This window comes from Microbulbifer sp. SH-1 (assembly GCF_011326135.1).
Lineage (GTDB): Bacteria > Pseudomonadota > Gammaproteobacteria > Pseudomonadales > Cellvibrionaceae > Microbulbifer > Microbulbifer harenosus.
Map to the genome: position 1 here is coordinate 740,020 of NZ_CP046948.1, position 16,760 is coordinate 756,779.

Below are 16,760 nucleotides of genomic sequence, written 5' to 3' on the forward strand. Positions count from 1 at the left end.
TTGGTACATTTCGCGCTGGTAACTTTTTGTCGGGTGGCTAAAGTAGCCATCTTGTTGATGTACGGGGATTGTAATCCCACAAAGGAGACGTTGCAGTGGAATATTTACACACAATGGTGCGAGTCACCGATCTTGAAAAATCTCTGGAGTTTTATTGCGACAAGCTCGGTCTGTACGAGGTCAGCCGCACGGAGCACGAAAAAGGGCGCTTTACACTGATTTTTCTTGCCGCCCCGGGGGACGCCGATTCCGCCAATGATGAAAAACGCCCCTGCCTGGAACTGACCTATAACTGGGACCCGGAGACCTACACAGGTGGCCGCAACTTCGGCCACCTGGCCTATCGCGTGGACAATATCTACGAAACCTGCCAGCGGCTGATGGATATGGGGGTGACCATCAATCGCCCGCCGCGGGACGGTTATATGGCGTTTGTGCGCTCGCCGGACAATATTTCCATCGAGTTGTTGCAGAAAGGGGACCCCCTGGAGCCGCAGGAACCCTGGGCTTCCATGGAAAACACCGGAAGCTGGTAAGCAGATTTCACAAGTAAGCAATGACTGAAGTGGCAATAGTGAAGAAGCAGAGAAGCTGTGTGATCCTGGCGGGTGCCAATGCGGCGCGCCGGGTAAGAGATGAGGGGTTGCGCCCGGATGGTATTTCCACCCTGGTAGGCGCGTCCGGGGGGCCCAAGTGGCTGTGCATCAGCCAGCTCGACCGGGTGTTGATCGGTGAGTTTTTTCGTGAACGAACTACGCCGATCGCGACCCTCGGCTCCTCCATCGGCAGTTTCCGCAACATGTGTTACGCCACCTCCAGCCCCATGGCGGCGCTGGAAACACTGGAATACGGCTACGTAAACCAGACCTACGACAGCGCGCGGCCGACGCCGGCGGAGATCACGGCCGCCGGCGAGCGGATACTGCGGGATGTCCTCGGCAGCCGCGGGGCTGAAGAGGTGGCGGGCAACCCGGTGTGGCACAGCCATTTCGTCACCGTGCGCGGTCGCGGGCCGCTGGCCAGTGAAAAGAAAGCGCTGCTGGCGCCGGCGTTGCTGGCGTCCGCCCTGGCCAATGCCGTCAGCCGCCGCAGTCTGCGCGCCTTCTGGGACCGGGTGGTGTTCCACTCCGGCGCCAACCCGAGTGTGGATTTTCGCAACCTCTATACCGTAAATACCGCGCTCAATGCGGATAACGTATGCGCGGCGGTGCTGGCGTCCGGCTCCATTCCTCTGGTTATGGCCGGAGTGCAGAACCCAGCGGGAGCGCCGGTTGGCAACTATCGGGACGGGGGGATCACAGACTATCACTTTGACCTGGGCTTCGAGCACCCGGACGGACTGGTGCTGTACCCGCACTTTTTCCCCTATCTGGTGCCCGGCTGGTTCGACAAGAGTTTTCGCTGGCGCTGGGTGCGCGGCGGCGCCATGCAGAATGTGATCCTGGTGGCGCCGTCGCCGGGCTGGGTCGCGAAGTTGCCATACGGCAAGATCCCGGACAGGGACGACTTCGTGAAGCTCTCTACCGAGGAGCGTCTGCGCTACTGGAACGCAGTAACCGAGGCGGGCAAACAGGTTGCAGAGGATTTTTACGAATTGTGGCAAACTGGCGCCATTGCCGATGAACTGATCGAAGTCGGTGGTGATCAGGCGCTGCATAAGTTGGCGCTATCTGCCTGAGTGCCTCCCAAAGTCTAATGCGCGTACGCCTGGCGGCGCGCTCGCTACGATTTTGAGCGGCGCCACTAACTCAATTGTGAACGACGGGCCCGCCAGTGATAGACGCCGAATTTACCCAGCCGCAGGAAGAATTCCGCACCACCCAGGAGCGTGTTTACTACCAGGTGCGCGATGCCATCCTGCGGGGCCAGTTCCTGCCGGGCAGGGCGATTACCATTCGCGGTCTGGCGGAGCAGCTGAACTGCAGCCCGATGCCGGTGCGCGAGGCGCTGCGTCGCCTGACGTCTGAGCGCGCGCTGGAACTGTCGGACACCCGCCGGGTAACCGTGCCCACCCTGACCCGGGAAAAACTGGATGAAATCTGTGCGGCCCGCGTTGCGCTGGAGTGCCAGGCAGCGGCGCAGGCACTGCCATTCGTAGGGGAAAGCGAGATCGCGACGTTGCGTGCGTTGGATGACCGGATCACCGCAGCGCTGGCCAAACACGACATTCAGGAATACGTCACTGGCAATCTGGAATTTCACTTCACCCTGTACCGGCTCGGTCGCCCCTACATCATCCTCTCACTGATCGAAAGCCTATGGTTGCAGACGGCACCGCTGCAGCATCTGGTGTTCCAGCGTTTCGGTGTGCAGGAATTGCCGGATCGCCATCAGGATCTGATCCGGGCTATCGCTCAGAAAGATGAGCTGCGTGTACGCACCGCCATTCGCCAGGACATTGAAGAAGGCCTGGGTTCCATTTCCGCCGAAGAGTTGTTGCCGACCTGATGTTCAGTTATCTCCATATCGTTTTACATCTGCTTGTACCACTGGCCATTGCCTGGTTTTTCTTTCGCGATGAATGGAAAAAAGCCGCACTGTTTATGTTGGCCGCAAACCTGGTGGACCTGGATCATCTGCTGGCCTCCCCGATGTATGACCCCAATCGCTGCAGTATCAATTTCCATCCATTACACACCATGTTTCCGATCTCTTTTTACGGGGCCATGATATTCCTGCCGTGGAAGCCGGTGCGCTGGCTGGGTATCGGCCTGATTACCCATATGTTGCTGGATGCCATCGACTGCGGCCTCTGATTCCTGCGCATTTTTTTGCGTAAGTGTTCTGTTTTCGCCAAAACTTGACGGTTTTCTCCCGATTGCGGAACGGGGCATTTTTTCCTGCGCTGATGAATATAGTCTGGATCTGCAGAATAAAAATCAGCTAACAGGAGCATTTTATGCAGATGACTTCGTCGCGGCCGTTGACGGCCGCAATTCCGCACTGGGTACTCACATTGTTGTTGCTTGGGGCTGGGCAGGGCGCATTTGCCTGCATTTCCTCCGAATCGGAATCTAACGACGCCGAGTCCGATGCCGACGGCCCGGTCTGCTCGGAGCAGACCGTCAATGGCAATATCGCCAATCGCCGGGATCAGGACTGGTACTACTTCAACATCAACCAGGCGGCCAGCCTGAATATTTCCCTCGACCATGCCAGTGGCGATGATTTTGACTGGCATCTGTATGACCCCTCGCAAAAACTCTACAGTGCTGAGACGGGCAATCGCCCGGAAGCGGCCAGTGTCAACGTCGGTGGAGCCGGTCTCTACACCCTGAAAATCACCCGCTACTCTGGAACCGGGTATTACGCTCTCGACGTGGACGGTATTCCTTCCGGTGGTACCAGCAGCAGTAGTAGCAGTGGTGGCAGCAGTAGCGGCGGCAGCGGTGGTGGCTGCAGTGTCGGTTCGCGGCCGTCAAAGCCGGGCGGGCTGACCAGCTATCTGAGCGGCAGTCAGGCGGATGTCTGCGTGAGTCAGAATGATCCAGGCGTCCTGGTGATGGGGGGCGGCAGCGATGTGGATGATGCCTTCACCCGCCGGGTGAAACCGAGAATTGGCGGTGGCGACGTGGTGGTGCTGCGCACCTCCGGCAGTGATGGCTACAACGATTACCTGATGGGTTTGCTGGATGCCGATTCCGTGGAAACCCTGATGGTAGACCGGACCCAGTTCGCCAATAGCGAATACGTCGTCTGGGCGGTCAACTCGGCGGAGTTCGTATGGATTGCCGGCGGTGACCAGTCCGACTATCTCAATCAATGGCAGGGCACGGCACTTGAACAGGCGCTGGACAATGTACTGGCGCGAGGTGGCGTGATTGGCGGTACGTCCGCTGATGCAGCCGTACAATCCCAGCATATTTATGATCCGGATGGCATTCTCGGTGTGTATTCGTCGGAGGCGGTAACGGATCTCTGCCACGAGTACATCAATATATCCTCGAACTTCCTGACCACCCTGGTAATGAACAACAGCATAGTGGACACCCATTTCGCCGAGCGCGATCGTATGGGCCGCCTGATGACATTTATGGCGGGGCTGCCGGCGGCTACCCGGGGGATCGGTGTGGACGAAGCGACCTCTATTTTCTTCACCAGCGATGGGAATGGTGTGGTGGATGGGGCCGGTAGTGTCTATGTGCTCGCCGAAGATGGGGCGACCTCCCGCACCCAGGCGCAATGTGGCCAGGCAGTAATTTACGAGGATGTGCTGCGCTATCAGTTGGGTGAGAACGATACGTTCAATCTCCTGAACGGTGCCAGTTCAGTGGCGCCCAAGCGTATTGGTGTCGACGGGCGTTCGGCCAACTTCTATATCAATCAGCCGTACCAGTAATTCCTAGCATGTTCACTGTCGGCCGCAAAATCTGTGGCCGGCAAGTCAATTCAGCCCCGGGGAGAAATGCTCTTTCCGGGGCCTTTTATTTTCTGGTGTTTTCAATAAAGCGGCTTGAATAAAACGCGGTTTCCCTTTTCTGGCTCGCAGATAATTCGGTTTTTGATGGCGCCGATGGCGGACCTGTGTGCGCCCCAAGAAACGCTTTACAGTATTTTTTCGCCGTGATAAAAATTGCGTGAAGTTTGCTAGATAACAACTTTAATCAGCCAACTGAGAAACCAAGCCAAGCGCCATGACAAAAAGCAACGTGAATTTCATTGCTGCCATTGAGCGCTGCTCTTCCGACTACCACCTCAGTGAGTGGTTCGACGAGTAGCTTTCCCGCCTCGGCATAGCCGGGCGCTCGACGCTGTTTAGCGTGCCGTCGAGCACAGGGAAGCTATACGTCGGAATTCCTCCGTATCGTTTGCTCTCCACAATCTAACAGGATTTACGTGTGGCCTGAATTGCTCAGGTGCTGGCTCGGGCCCGTCGTGCGGCTTCCGGCTGGTCATAACGCGCGTACCTGCAGTCCCGTCCGGCTTTGCGTCATTGGCGCACCCAGTTCCCATGATTGTCTGAACAGCACAATCACTGCCATGAATAACAAGCATTGCCAATGCAACACAGGGCGAGACGCCCGGAAGGGGAATCAACGTGGATAATAAAAAGCAACATCACAGAACAGGTCTCTACAACGCGATCCATCTGGCGCTCGGCTGTTCGCTGGTCAGTGTCGGCGCCGTTGCCCAGGAAAAGCCGGTGGAAAGCACCGTCGAAGAAGTTTTGGTTACCGGTACCCATATCAAGGGACTCGATACCGAGGGCGCGGTGCAGGTCGTGCAGATCAATCGCGACGATATCGCAGCGTCCGGTGCAACGTCACCCATCGAAATCCTGCAGCAGCTGACCCAGACCGGCGGCGGCAGCGGAACCTTTTCCACGGCTACCGGCGGTCCGCTGTCCAGCAATACCCCGGTGGGGGCCGCGGGTGTTTCCCTGCGCGGCCTGGGCGCGAGTTCCACACTGGTGCTGGTGAACGGTCGCCGCGTTTCCGTGAGTTCCTTCGCCAAGGGACAGGAATCGTTTGTGGATGTGAACTCCATTCCGCTGTCCGCGATTGAACGCGTGGAAGTGTTGCCCAGCGGCGCCGCCGCCACCTACGGTGCCGATGCCGTGGCCGGTGTGGTGAACTTCGTTCTGCGCGATGACTTTGAAGGCAGTGAAGTTACCCTGACCCACGGCAACTCCACCGCGGGCAGCGATGAAGGCAAATACAACCTGAACTGGGTGTGGGGCAGTAAAGGCGAGCGCAGCCACACTATGGTGGTGGTGGATCTGTTCTCCCGCAATGCCATGTACGATCGCGACCGCAAACTCACGGCCAATTCCGTGCGCCCGAGCCAGCAGGGGATTTACCCGAGTTTCAATGACATATATTCGATGTATTACGACCAGACTGAGGGGCCTGAAACCGGCGGTTGTCCGGAGGATCAGTTTGGATCGGGAAGACTGGGCGAATATTGCGAGTTCAACACCAACTCGTTAGTGGCCACACAAGACGAATACGAAAGTGCCAGTGTCGTGGCAACATTCAACTACGACATCTCAGACAAGCTGGAGTGGTTCAACAACTTGATGCTGCAGACCAACACTTCTCGCGGTACCTCGTCACCGGCGAACTTCAGCTATGTGCCGGTGGATCCAGAGAGCCCGCTTTGGCCGGATGCGCTCAAGGCGGATATTGTCGAGGAAGGCTCATTCAGCCCGGATGCTCCTACCAGTGATTTCAGTGATTTTTACGGTTATCCGATTTATGCCTGGGGCAAATTCCCCGATCCCCGTGCCGTTGAAGTGGAAAGCACATCCGTACGCTTCCTCAGCGGTCTGCGCGGTGAACTGAGTGGCTGGAGCTGGGAAACCGCACTGAATATCGGCCGCGCGGAGTCAGATCAGCGCGGCCTGTCCGGTCTGTATAAATCCGAAGGGTTCATCAATGCCCTGGTCGGTAACCTCTGTTCCGATGGGTCGCTGGTGAATCGTTGGGATGTGAATTTGCAGACGCCGCGTAGAACGAGTTATGGCGCCGGCGAAACCTGTGAAGACCTGGGCAAAACTACTGCCTGGTACAACCCTTTCAATGGCCAGGCCGAGCAGGTGGATGCCATCGACCAGTTCGTGCGCACCGATGCCCGTCGCAGTGGCGAATCCAGCCTTTACGCCATCGACGGCAATATTTCAGGTTCGTGGATCGAGTTGCCTGCGGGCGCCATCCAGGTGGCATTCGGTGGTGAATTCCGCCGCGAATCCGTGGCGGACACCCCGTCCGGTGATGCCATTTCCACCACCCTGAATCCCGAGCCGATTCTCGGTTTCAGCTCCACCTCCGCCGATGCCGCGCGCAACCAGTGGGCGCTTTATATGGAACAGATGATCCCGCTCGCGGCTAACACGGAACTGCAACTGGCGCTGCGCTACGACCATTACGACAGCTTCGGCGGCGATGCCAACCCGAAACTCGCCCTGCGCCATGCCTTCAACGACGCGATCATTTTCCGCAGCAACTGGTCCACGTCCTTCCGCGCACCGTCGCTGGCACAGGTCGGCGCGGGCACGCTGCTCTCCAGCTACACCGTGGACTGCAGTGTGACGCCGGAGGCCTGTGACGGACTCGACGACGAAGACGGTGAGGCACTGTTTTCGGAAGAAGTGAGCAACAACGACCTCAAGCCGGAAACTGCTACCACGTGGGGCATGGGTTTTCTGCTGAAGCCCGGCAAGGACACCGAAATCAGCATTGACTATTGGAATATCGAGCACGAAAACCTGATCGGCGTTGAGGAAGATGACTTCATTCTGCGCGCTCTTGCTGGCGATTTTCCAGTCGTGGGCGAGGGCGACTTAGCCACCGGTCAGCCGGGCCTAGAGGTCGCCAACGGCTTTGTGGTGGATGCCCACTTCCAGCTGGCGAACCTGGGCTGGCAGAAAACCAGCGGTGTGGATATGGCGTTCACCCAGTATTTCGATACCGAAAACTGGGGCAGCTTCCGCTTCACCCTGGATGGCACCTACATGGCCGAGTTCGACAAGCTGCCGTCTGAGGCGCTGGGCATTGTGAGTGAAGCGGGTAACTACACCTACCCACGCTGGCTGGCCAACAGCTCGCTGCGCTGGCGTATGGAGGATTGGTCCACCACGCTGTTCGCGCGCTACACCCACAGCTATGCCGATGACCCCAGCCCACGTGTGCTGGAGGCAATCCAGGAGCCGGGAGCCGAGTATTTCCTGTCCCGCGTTAACTTTGACAAGAACGGCGATGTGGAAGTGGACAAGTGGCTGGTGTTTGACCTGAGTGTCAATCGCGAATTCAGCAACGGCAGCTGGCTGAGCCTGCGGGTCAATAACCTGTTGGATGAAGAGCCGCCGCTGGTGCTGGGTACCAGTGCCAACGTGGATAACTTTAACCACAACTCCATGGGGCGTTTCTACACCCTGAGTTACACCCACGCCTTCTGATCGGCGTCCCACAGGAACTGATCACGGCAGGTGCGCGGTTTGCACCTGCCGACAATTTTCAACTTACTGCGGTGCTATTTCATGCAGACCAGTGAAACAGAGTCTCCGGACGTGGTGGAGCGGTTCGTAAACAAAACCTGGGCAATGCCGGACACGTATCTGATATTGCTCGCGGTAGCTCTGATTGCGTTCGCGCTCAATTTCCTCATTCCCGCCGGTACCTACGAGACCGTGACCAGCGTGGTCAATGGCAGCGAGCGCAGCGTTATCGACCCGGCCAGTTACCAGCAGGTGTCGGATGAACCGGCTGGTTTATCCCTCTTCGCCGAGGGTGGAGAAATCGGCCTGCTGAATTTTGCTTTCGAAGGTATGGTGTCCGGCAGCAAATGGGGAGCGTCCATCGGTGTATTCGCTTTCATATTACTCACAGGCGGTGCTTTCGGGCTGATTTTTGCCAGTGGCTCGGTGGAGCGCGGCCTGTTTCAGGTGATTGCGCGCAAACGGGAAGCGGGACATTTTTACCTGGCACTGCTGTGTTTTCTGTTCTCCATTGGCGGGGCTGTGTTTGGAATGGGGGAGGAGGTGATTCCCTTTGCCTTGATTCTGGTGCCGCTGCTGGTGTCCATGGGATACGACAGTATCACCGCAATAATGGTGACCTATGTGGCCACCCAGGTGGGCTTCGCCACGTCGTGGATGAATCCGTTCGGGGTCAGTATTGCCCAGGGTATTGCCGGGGTTCCGGTGATGTCAGGCAGTGTTCCGCGCATGCTGTTGTGGCTGCTCGCCACCTGTGGGCTCGCGCTCTACACCGTGATCTATGCGCGCCGCATTCAGCGCCGTCCGACGCTGTCCTTGGCGTACTGCTCTGATCAGGTTTTTCGCAATCAGACACAGTCTGTCTCAGCACTGAAATCCATGGTGCGCGGCGATGGTTGGGTGCTGCTGCTGTTTTGTGCGGGCATCGCCTGGATGATCTGGGGGGTGGTGGAGCGCAATTATTTTCTGCCGGAGATCGCCACCCAGTTTTTTACCATGGGCATTGTAATTGCCGCAGTCGCCATCCTGTTCGGATTGAATGGGCTCACTGCCAACAAGGCAGCTGCGGCTTTTCGTGAAGGGGCGCAACAGCTGTTGCCCGCGGCCATGGTAGTGGCGTTTGCCAAGGGCATTGTGCTGCTGCTCGGCGGCGATGACCCACAGGGCGCCAGCGTCCTCAACACCGTATTGCATGCTGCGGGCAATGGTCTCGCGGATGTGTCCGGCGCGGTTTCCGCCTGGTTCATGCTGCTGTTCCAGACCGTGTTCAATTTCTTCATTACCTCGGGGTCTGGCCAGGCCGCATTGACCATGCCGATCATGGCGCCGCTGGCGGATGTTGTCGGTGTGTCCCGGCAGACTGCGGTGCTCGCCTTTCAGCTGGGGGACGGCTTCAGCAATATCGTGGTGCCGACTTCCGCTTCGCTGATGGGGTGCCTGGGGGCTGCGCGTCTGGATTGGGGCGTGTGGCTGCGCTTCGTGCTTCCTTTGATGGGCATGTTGTTTCTATTTGCCTCCGCCGCCGTGGTTATCGCCGCGATATCTGGATTCTGAATAATTAAGTTGTAGGGATATGTCTCAAATTACTCTGATAAAGAACGCGAACGTATTCGCCCCGCGCAGTCTGGGTCGCTGTGATGTGCTGGTGGCCGGTGAGCGTGTGGCCAAAATCGATCAGAACATCGATCTTCCGGATTATCTTGGACAGACGGTGGATGCCGACGGTGCCTGGCTGATGCCCGGGCTGGTGGACTCTTTGGTGCACATCAGTGGCGGTGGTGGTGAGGGCGGCTTTGCGTCGCGCACGCCGGAGCTGGATGTGCGGGATGCTGTGAGTTCGGGCGTGACCACCGTGGTGGGCGCCCTTGGAACCGATGCAATCACCCGCACACTCAATGAACTCTTCGGCAAAGCCAAGGCGCTGGAAGCGCAGGGGATTACCTGTTTCATCCAGACCGGCTCCTACCAGGTACCGGTCAACACCCTGACCGGCAGTGTGCGCAGTGATGTCATGCTGGTGGACAACATTATCGGCGTCGGTGAGCTGGCGATTTCTGATCATCGTTCTTCGCACCCCTCCCGCGATGAGTTGATCCGGATCGCCGCTGACGCACGCGTTGCGGGATTGCTCAGTGGCAAGGGTGGCGTGGTCTCTGTACATGTGGGGGATGGCCCCGGGCGGTTATCACCATTATTCGACGCCGTTGAAAACTCTGAAATCCCGGTTACGCAGTTTTACCCGACGCACATGAACCGCAACGACGCCCTGCTGGCGCATGGGGTTCGCTTCGTGCGCGCTGGCGGCTTCATTGATTTTACCACTTCAACCACTCCGGAAATCCTCGCCACAGGCGAGTTACGCGCGAGCCGGGCTTTGAGGATGGCGCAGGAGCAGGGGGCGTCAATAGACCAAATGACGTTTTCTTCTGATGCACAGGGGTCGCTGACCAACTTCTGCGAACAGGGTGAACTGCGGGATATTGAGGTGGGTTCAATTGCCAGCTTGTTCGATGAGTTCCGGCGCGCGGTGCAAGACGAAGGGATAGAACTCTCGCAGGCGCTGCAGGTCGTTACGCTCAATCCTGCGCGCGCGCTCGGGCTCAAGCGCAAAGGCCAGATTGTTACCGGACGGGATGCCGACCTGATCCTGGTTGATCCCGATCGTTTCCAGATCACGCATGTCATGGCGCGAGGGCGATGGCAGATGGTGGACCACCAACTCCGCGTTGCGCGGGTGTCTGTTTGAATGGTGAGGGTGGAATGATGCGGCAAGATCGACATCTGTTTGAGGAATCGCTGGCACTGATGCACAACAATCTCTCCGAGCCATTACAGACTGGCGAGTTGGCCGCTTATCTCGGTATTACTCCCAAGAAGTTGGAGCGGATATTTCGCCGATATACCGGAGAGTTACCCGCACGCTTCTATCGCTCACTGAGGCTGGAGCTGGCACGAGGTCTGTTGCACGGCAGCGGGCTGGGCATTGATGAAATCGGGCGGCGCTGCGGCTTCAGTTCCGCCTCGCATTTCAGCCGTTGCTTCCGGGACTTTGTTGGGCACAGTCCGCGAGAGGAGCGCAAACGGCGGGAAATGCCTGCGCGTCTGCAACACGCTTTCGCGAGTTCACTGAAATCTGAATTCTTTGGCGTGGAGCACAGTTCATGAAAGCGGAAATTAAAACGCGCGCGATTCTCGGCTTGCTCGTGGCTCTGCTGAGCGCATGTGATGGTGCCGAAGTATCCCGGGATGCACCGGAAGGATCTGGCAGTCTGTTGATCGTCGGTGGCGCACTGCGCAGTGATAACACGGCGGTATATCGCGCATTTATCGACGCCATACCCGCACAGTTTCCCGAGATTGCTATTGTGCCTGTCGCGTCGGGGCGACCGGCGTATTATGCACAGCAGTTCACAGCAGACCTCCGTCGCCATGGGTTTAACGGCGACATCCGCATACTGCCCATTGCGATGGTGGATGACCCGTCTACCGACGCCGAGGATGAAAGCCTGTGGCGTTCCGGCGGCGGCGACCTCGCATTGGCAGCAAGCTTGAGTGAGGTCGGTGGCATCTGGTTTGTCGGTGGTGATCAGACCCGTATTACTACTGCGCTGTACGCAGAGAACAATATGGAAACGCCGGTGCTGCAAGCGATTCGTCGGCAATTGTCGCGCGGTGCGGTCATTGGAGGGACCAGTGCGGGAGCGGCCATCATGAGTCGCACCATGATTGCCGCCGGAGACGCCTTGAGCGCTCTGACAATGCCACCGACGGATCAGTATGTGGGAATGGAGAGCCAGGAGTCCGGCCAGCTGATGCTGTCGCAGGGGTTGGGATTTCTGCCCGTTGGCGTGGTGGATCAGCACTTCGACCGCAAGGCGCGGCTCGGGCGACTTGTGCGTACCCTGGCACTGGTGGGGGATACGGCGGGCCGCCTGGGCTTTGGTGTCGACGAGGACACCGCGGTACTGGTAGACCTTGCCAGCGCGGAAATGACCGTGCTGGGGGCTGGCAATCTTGTATTCGCGGATGGGCGCGGGGCGGTGTTCAGTGACGGGGAGCAGGCATTTGCGGCGAGGGGCCTGCAGCTCTCAGTATTGAGCGCGGGCGACACTTACAATTGGCGCACAAACCGCTACGGCCTTTCCGGCGGCGAAACGCAACAGCGGGAAGCGTTTGGTTACAAGGTAATCCACGGCGCGGGTATGGCTCTCGGCAATCCACGGCTGGATCAGCTGCTGGGATTCTCTCTGCTGGACAATACTGAAGCCCGCGAGCTGCGCCGTATTACTTTCGACGAAGAATCGGGAAAGGGTGTCCTTTTTCGTTTTCGTCAGACCGATGAAAGCCGCGGTTACTGGCGTTATAGCTCCGGTACCAAGGACCAGTACTCTGTTGTGGGTGTTGAGCTGGAGATAGCGCCTGTTTCCGTCTCCGTTTCCTCACGTCCCTGAGGGCTGACTTAATGGTCAAGTGGCGTGCTCGTGTCGAGGCGCCACGCCGTCCCGTCGATCTCCCGGTCTCCCTCCACCTCCGGTTTTTGCCTTGTGTTCACCCGTCGCCGTTGTCTGACAACAGACTATTCTGCTTGAAACATGCTCAGTAAGCGTCCAGTGGCCACCACACGGTGGCCGTTGGCACTACGCTTGTGCTGGGACCGGGGCTTCCAGCTTTTGTTGAATATCGCTTGCACCCTCCATTTCCCAGTAGCTAGAATGTGATCACATTTTGGTGTCACTTGCCGCCATCGGGGCAATCAGTAAGGCAGGCACTACACAAACAGGAGTGAGTTCATGAACAAGAGCCAGTTACAACAACATGACCGCGAGCACCTGCTGCACCCCTTCACCGATTTTCATGACCTGGGAGCGCAGGGCACCCGTGTAATTACCAGCGCGGAAGGGGTCTATATCAACGATATTGACGGCCACCGAATGCTCGACGGTATGTCCGGCCTGTGGTGCTGCAATCTGGGTTACAGCCGCCGGGAAATTTCCGAGGCTATTTACGAGCAGCTCAATCGGCTGCCGTTCTATAACAGTTTTTTCCAGTGCACCACGGTTCCGTCCATTGAGCTTGCGGACCTGCTGGCGGAAGTCACCCCAGCACACATGAACAATGTATTTTTCACCGGCTCCGGCAGTGAGGCCAACGACACAAATCTGCGCATTATTCGCCGTTACTGGGATCTGAAAGATCAGCCGGAGAAGCGCATCGTTATCTCGCGCAAAAATGGTTATCACGGTTCGACGATCGCCGGCGCCAGCCTGGGTGGCATGAGTGGCATGCACAAGCAATTCCAGGCGCTGGACTATATCGAACATATCCAGCAGCCATACTGGTTTGGTGAGGGTGGCGACATGTCGCCCGATGAATTCGGTATTTACGCCGCGCGCTGTCTGGATGAAAAGATTCAGGAGTTGGGGCCGGAAAAGGTCGCCGCCTTTATTGCCGAGCCTATTCAGGGGGCTGGCGGTGTGATCATTCCGCCGCAAACCTACTGGCCGGAAGTGAAAAAAGTTCTGGATCAATACGACATACTGCTGGTGATGGATGAAGTCATCTTCGGCTTCGGCCGCACCGGCGAGTGGTTCGGATCTGACTATTACGGAATGAAACCGGACCTGATGACCTTTGCGAAGGCCGTCACCAACGGCTATTTCCCATTGGGTGGGACAATGGTCGGTGACCGTGTGGCCGAAGTGATCAAATCCAGGGGGGGAGAGTTCACCCACGGTTACACCTATTCCGCGCACCCCGCAGCCTGTATGGCGGGACTCGCCACCATCAATATCCTGCGGGATGAAGGCATTATCCAAAACGTGCGCGACAACACGGCACCATACCTGGCCAAGCGTTGGGCGGAGCTGGCGGATCATCCTATTGTGGGTGAGGCGCGGTCGCTCGGGCTTGTCGGTGCGCTGGAACTGGTCAAAGACAAGTCCAGCCGGGAGCGCTTTGACGACAAGGCCAGCGCAGGCGGCGTCTGCAGAAATATGAGCATCAAGAATGGGCTGGTGATGCGCGCCACCGGTGACACGATGATTATCGCACCACCGTTGATTCTCACCACCGAACAAATTGACGAACTGGTGGAAAAAGCCCGCCGCGCGCTGGATGATACTGCCAAAGCCATGGCGTAAACTGCATGATACAGTACCCGTTCGCGCGGATTTCCCGCGCGGGCGTGGGAATTGAAATACCTCCAGAAGTGAATTGGTTATGGCAGCACAAGAACAATATGAGCCGTCCAGGGAATTGCTTGCAGCGTCTGAAGCCTTTCTTGACGCGCATCCGAAACTCAAATGGATTGAAGGGTTTGCATTCGATATCAACGGCGTTCCTAGAGGAAAATGGTTACCGGCCGATTCTGCGCACAAGCTGCTTGGTGGCGGCCTGCAGATGCCGCGCAGTGCCGTCAGCCTGGATATCTGGGGGCGGGATATAGAGAACAGTCCGCTGGTCTTCGCCAGTGGCGACAGTGATGGCATCTGTATGCCGGTATCTCCCATCTGCATGGCGCCGTGGCACCGTGAGCAGACGGCACAACTGCATATGCAGCTGTTCGAGGCCGATGGCTCGGTGTTGTTCGCCGATCCGCGCTCCCAGCTGCAAAAAGTCGTGGCGCGGATTGAGCGCCTCGGTTACAAGGCGGTGTGTGCCACCGAGCTTGAATTTTATCTCCTGCGGGAAGGAGCTGATGAGCTGGGCCATCCTCGCCCTGTCAGCGACAACGACTCAGATCTGGTGCCCTCCACCGACGTTTACGACCTTTCGGAACTCGATTCCCAGCGCCACTTCTTCGCCGATGTGCGCGCAGCCTGTGAGGCTCAGGATATCCCTGCGGATTCGATTATCTCTGAATATTCTCCCGGTCAGTTTGAGATCAACCTACTGCACTGTAACGATCCGGTAAAGGTGGCCGATCAGACGCTGCTGTTCAAGCGGCTGTTGAAAGGGGTGGCCCGCAGCCACGGTTTGCGTGTCAGCACCATGGCCAAATTGTTTGGCGATCTCGCCGGCAACGGGATGCACGTCCATCTGAGCCTCGAAGATAAAGACGGCAACAATGTATTTGACGATGGCAGCGAAGAGGGCACCGATCTGTTGCGCCATGCCGTGGCCGGCATGATGGCGACGGCGAACGATGCCATGGCGATTTTTGCACCCCACAGCAACTCCTACCGGCGCTTCCAGGAAAGCAGCCACGCGCCGCTGAATCTGTGCTGGGGGTATGACAACCGCACCGTCACCTTCCGCATCCCCGCCGGTGACTCCAATGCCAGACGTATCGAACATCGCATTGCAGGTGCCGATGTGAATGCCTATCTGGTACTGGCGGCCATTCTGGCTGGCGTGTGCCACGGCCTGGAAAATCGCCTGCAGCCACCAGAGCCGGTGGAAGGGGATGCCTACCAGATGGAGTGTGAAGAGCAACTGATCAACACCTGGAGTGGCGCGCTCGACAAGTTCGAAGAGAGCACATTGTGGAAAGACTACTTCGATCCGGAGTTCGTTGATCTGTTTGTGATGTTGAAGCGTCAGGAACAGGCGGAAATTGCTTCCCGGGTGACGGATGTAGAGTACGAGAGTTATCTGCAACGGGTTTGATGCGCTGCGGGTGAATGTACAGGCGTGGATTGCGACCCGTAATCAACGGCTTTTGTGTCAGTGTGGCAGGCAGCGGAAAATGCTCTGCTATACCTTAATCAGACAGCTGTGCACTTGAGTGTGCAGCGCGTCGCAAACTCTCCTCCTGAAAGTGTGTTCGAGAAAACTGGCCCGCCTTATGGCGGGCATTTTTTTGGAGGACGCAAACTAGCAGAAATTTCTTCCCATTTGTCAGCGAATGCTTAGGCAGTACTTGCTGTTTCATCCGAAACTCCACCTATACTGATTCTGACCGTACGCGCGGGTCACAGTTACCCTATGGCCCGGCCGTCATGGAGCATTTCAGAGCTAAAAGGAGTTACTCATGCGAACCAAGTCCCTGCTTTTTCCACTGGCAGTTGCCGCCGCAAGCGCAACTTCGCCGGCATTCGCCGACTTCAATGCTGGCGATTTCATTCTGCGCGTTGGTGCTGGCTATATGGAGGCCGACGATTCCGTATTTTCGCGACCGGAGCGTGTAGTAATCCCCGATCCCAACAACCCCAACGATCCGGATGCCACCATCACGGTGGATATTCGAGAATCTGTGGGTCTTGATAACGATACGACCTGGTTTATCAACGGCACTTATTTCATTATGGATCATGTGGCTGTTGAGCTCTATCACCTGAACAGCGCGGACCTTGATGCAAATTTCAACACCGATATTCGTGGTGCAGGAATTAACGCCCGGAGCTCCAATGGACTGGGGGATTTCGAAACATCGGTAACCAGCTTTTTTGTCGACTGGTACCCTGTGTGCGTGGAGTCCTGGATTCAGCCGTATATGGGCATTGGCGTCAATTACACGGACATCGAGCAGGATTTCCTGCGTCCAGCGTTTACCTATGACAATGTCAATTACGGCCTGATCAATCTCGGCAGTTCCTGGGGATGGACCGCGCAGATTGGTGTGGATATTGAGTTTGGGCGCAACGCCAACTGGCTCTTCAATGCCTCTGCCATGTATGTGGATGCAGAGCCCGAAATCGAAATTGGTGTTGACTCGGTTGTTCTCAGTAATGGGTTGGCGGTCAACAGTATCCGCTACAGGGACGATCTGGATCTCGATGCCTGGATTTTCAACCTGGGCGTTGGTTACAAATTCAGCTTCTGATCTTTAGTGAATGCTCCAGACACTCTTGCCTCGGTATGCCCGCACCAGCGCATACCGGGG

13 protein-coding genes are annotated in these 16,760 nt (G+C 57.4%); all 13 read left to right on the plus strand.

Annotated features, from left to right (window positions below; genetic code table 11):
• Positions 1-95: 95 nt before the first annotated feature.
• The 13 genes from GNX18_RS03345 to GNX18_RS03405 all read left to right on the plus strand — a co-directional run bounded on the left by GNX18_RS03345 (position 96) and on the right by GNX18_RS03405 (position 16,700).
• Entirely contained in the window at positions 96-536 is a 441-nt protein-coding gene (locus tag GNX18_RS03345) for a VOC family protein (RefSeq protein WP_166215404.1), read from the plus strand.
• Between the two features lie 38 nt (positions 537-574).
• Positions 575-1,678, plus strand: a complete 1,104-nt coding sequence (locus GNX18_RS03350) for a hypothetical protein (protein WP_240914198.1) — start codon at positions 575-577, stop codon at positions 1,676-1,678.
• Positions 1,679-1,773: 95 nt separating this feature from the next.
• Positions 1,774-2,448 (plus strand): GntR family transcriptional regulator, encoded by a 675-nt coding sequence (locus GNX18_RS03355; RefSeq protein WP_138235319.1) that lies wholly within the window; start codon positions 1,774-1,776, stop codon positions 2,446-2,448.
• Positions 2,448-2,756 carry a DUF6122 family protein gene (locus GNX18_RS03360; RefSeq protein WP_138235320.1) on the plus strand — a complete coding sequence of 103 codons (309 nt, stop codon included), beginning with the start codon at positions 2,448-2,450 and terminating at the stop codon, positions 2,754-2,756. Before GNX18_RS03355 ends, GNX18_RS03360 begins: the two co-directional genes overlap by 1 nt.
• Before the next feature lie 143 nt (positions 2,757-2,899).
• Positions 2,900-4,339, plus strand: a complete 1,440-nt coding sequence (locus GNX18_RS03365) for a Type 1 glutamine amidotransferase-like domain-containing protein (protein WP_240914200.1) — start codon at positions 2,900-2,902, stop codon at positions 4,337-4,339.
• 699 nt (positions 4,340-5,038) lie between these two features.
• Positions 5,039-7,897, plus strand: a complete 2,859-nt coding sequence (locus GNX18_RS03370; RefSeq protein ID WP_166215407.1) for a TonB-dependent siderophore receptor — start codon at positions 5,039-5,041, stop codon at positions 7,895-7,897.
• Positions 7,898-7,978: 81 nt separating this feature from the next.
• The gene (gene yfcC, locus GNX18_RS03375; RefSeq protein ID WP_166215409.1) at positions 7,979-9,490 is read left to right on the plus strand and encodes a putative basic amino acid antiporter YfcC; all 1,512 of its coding nucleotides are present in this window, start codon (positions 7,979-7,981) and stop codon (positions 9,488-9,490) included.
• Between the two features lie 19 nt (positions 9,491-9,509).
• Positions 9,510-10,682 carry a beta-aspartyl-peptidase gene (gene iadA / locus GNX18_RS03380; RefSeq protein ID WP_166215411.1) on the plus strand — a complete coding sequence of 391 codons (1,173 nt, stop codon included), beginning with the start codon at positions 9,510-9,512 and terminating at the stop codon, positions 10,680-10,682.
• Positions 10,683-10,696: 14 nt separating this feature from the next.
• Positions 10,697-11,101, plus strand: a complete 405-nt coding sequence (locus tag GNX18_RS03385) for a helix-turn-helix domain-containing protein (RefSeq protein WP_166215413.1) — start codon at positions 10,697-10,699, stop codon at positions 11,099-11,101.
• Positions 11,098-12,387, plus strand: a complete 1,290-nt coding sequence (locus GNX18_RS03390; RefSeq protein ID WP_166215415.1) for a cyanophycinase — start codon at positions 11,098-11,100, stop codon at positions 12,385-12,387. The genes GNX18_RS03385 and GNX18_RS03390 overlap by 4 nt, the downstream gene beginning before the upstream one ends.
• 339 nt (positions 12,388-12,726) lie before the next feature.
• Positions 12,727-14,076: an aspartate aminotransferase family protein gene (locus GNX18_RS03395; protein WP_138235327.1), complete on the plus strand. Its 1,350-nt coding sequence runs from the start codon at positions 12,727-12,729 to the stop codon at positions 14,074-14,076.
• A 79-nt stretch (positions 14,077-14,155) separates the two neighbouring features.
• Positions 14,156-15,544, plus strand: coding sequence for a glutamine synthetase family protein (locus tag GNX18_RS03400; protein ID WP_138235328.1), 1,389 nt, complete (start codon positions 14,156-14,158; stop codon positions 15,542-15,544).
• A 364-nt stretch (positions 15,545-15,908) separates the two neighbouring features.
• Positions 15,909-16,700, plus strand: coding sequence for an OmpW family protein (locus tag GNX18_RS03405; protein ID WP_166215417.1), 792 nt, complete (start codon positions 15,909-15,911; stop codon positions 16,698-16,700).
• Positions 16,701-16,760: the final 60 nt, after the last annotated feature.

Excerpts from the sequence above, each read along its gene's own strand:
- GNX18_RS03360 (WP_138235320.1), top strand. The coding sequence starts at position 2,448 with ATGTTCAGTTATCTCCATATCGTTTTACATCTGCTTGTACCACTGGCC.
- GNX18_RS03365 (WP_240914200.1), top strand. The coding sequence starts at position 2,900 with ATGCAGATGACTTCGTCGCGGCCGTTGACGGCCGCAATTCCGCACTGG.
- yfcC (WP_166215409.1), top strand. The coding sequence starts at position 7,979 with ATGCAGACCAGTGAAACAGAGTCTCCGGACGTGGTGGAGCGGTTCGTA.
- iadA (WP_166215411.1), top strand. The coding sequence starts at position 9,510 with ATGTCTCAAATTACTCTGATAAAGAACGCGAACGTATTCGCCCCGCGC.
- GNX18_RS03385 (WP_166215413.1), top strand. The coding sequence starts at position 10,697 with ATGATGCGGCAAGATCGACATCTGTTTGAGGAATCGCTGGCACTGATG.
- GNX18_RS03390 (WP_166215415.1), top strand. The coding sequence starts at position 11,098 with ATGAAAGCGGAAATTAAAACGCGCGCGATTCTCGGCTTGCTCGTGGCT.
- GNX18_RS03395 (WP_138235327.1), top strand. The coding sequence starts at position 12,727 with ATGAACAAGAGCCAGTTACAACAACATGACCGCGAGCACCTGCTGCAC.
- GNX18_RS03400 (WP_138235328.1), top strand. The coding sequence starts at position 14,156 with ATGGCAGCACAAGAACAATATGAGCCGTCCAGGGAATTGCTTGCAGCG.
- GNX18_RS03405 (WP_166215417.1), top strand. The coding sequence starts at position 15,909 with ATGCGAACCAAGTCCCTGCTTTTTCCACTGGCAGTTGCCGCCGCAAGC.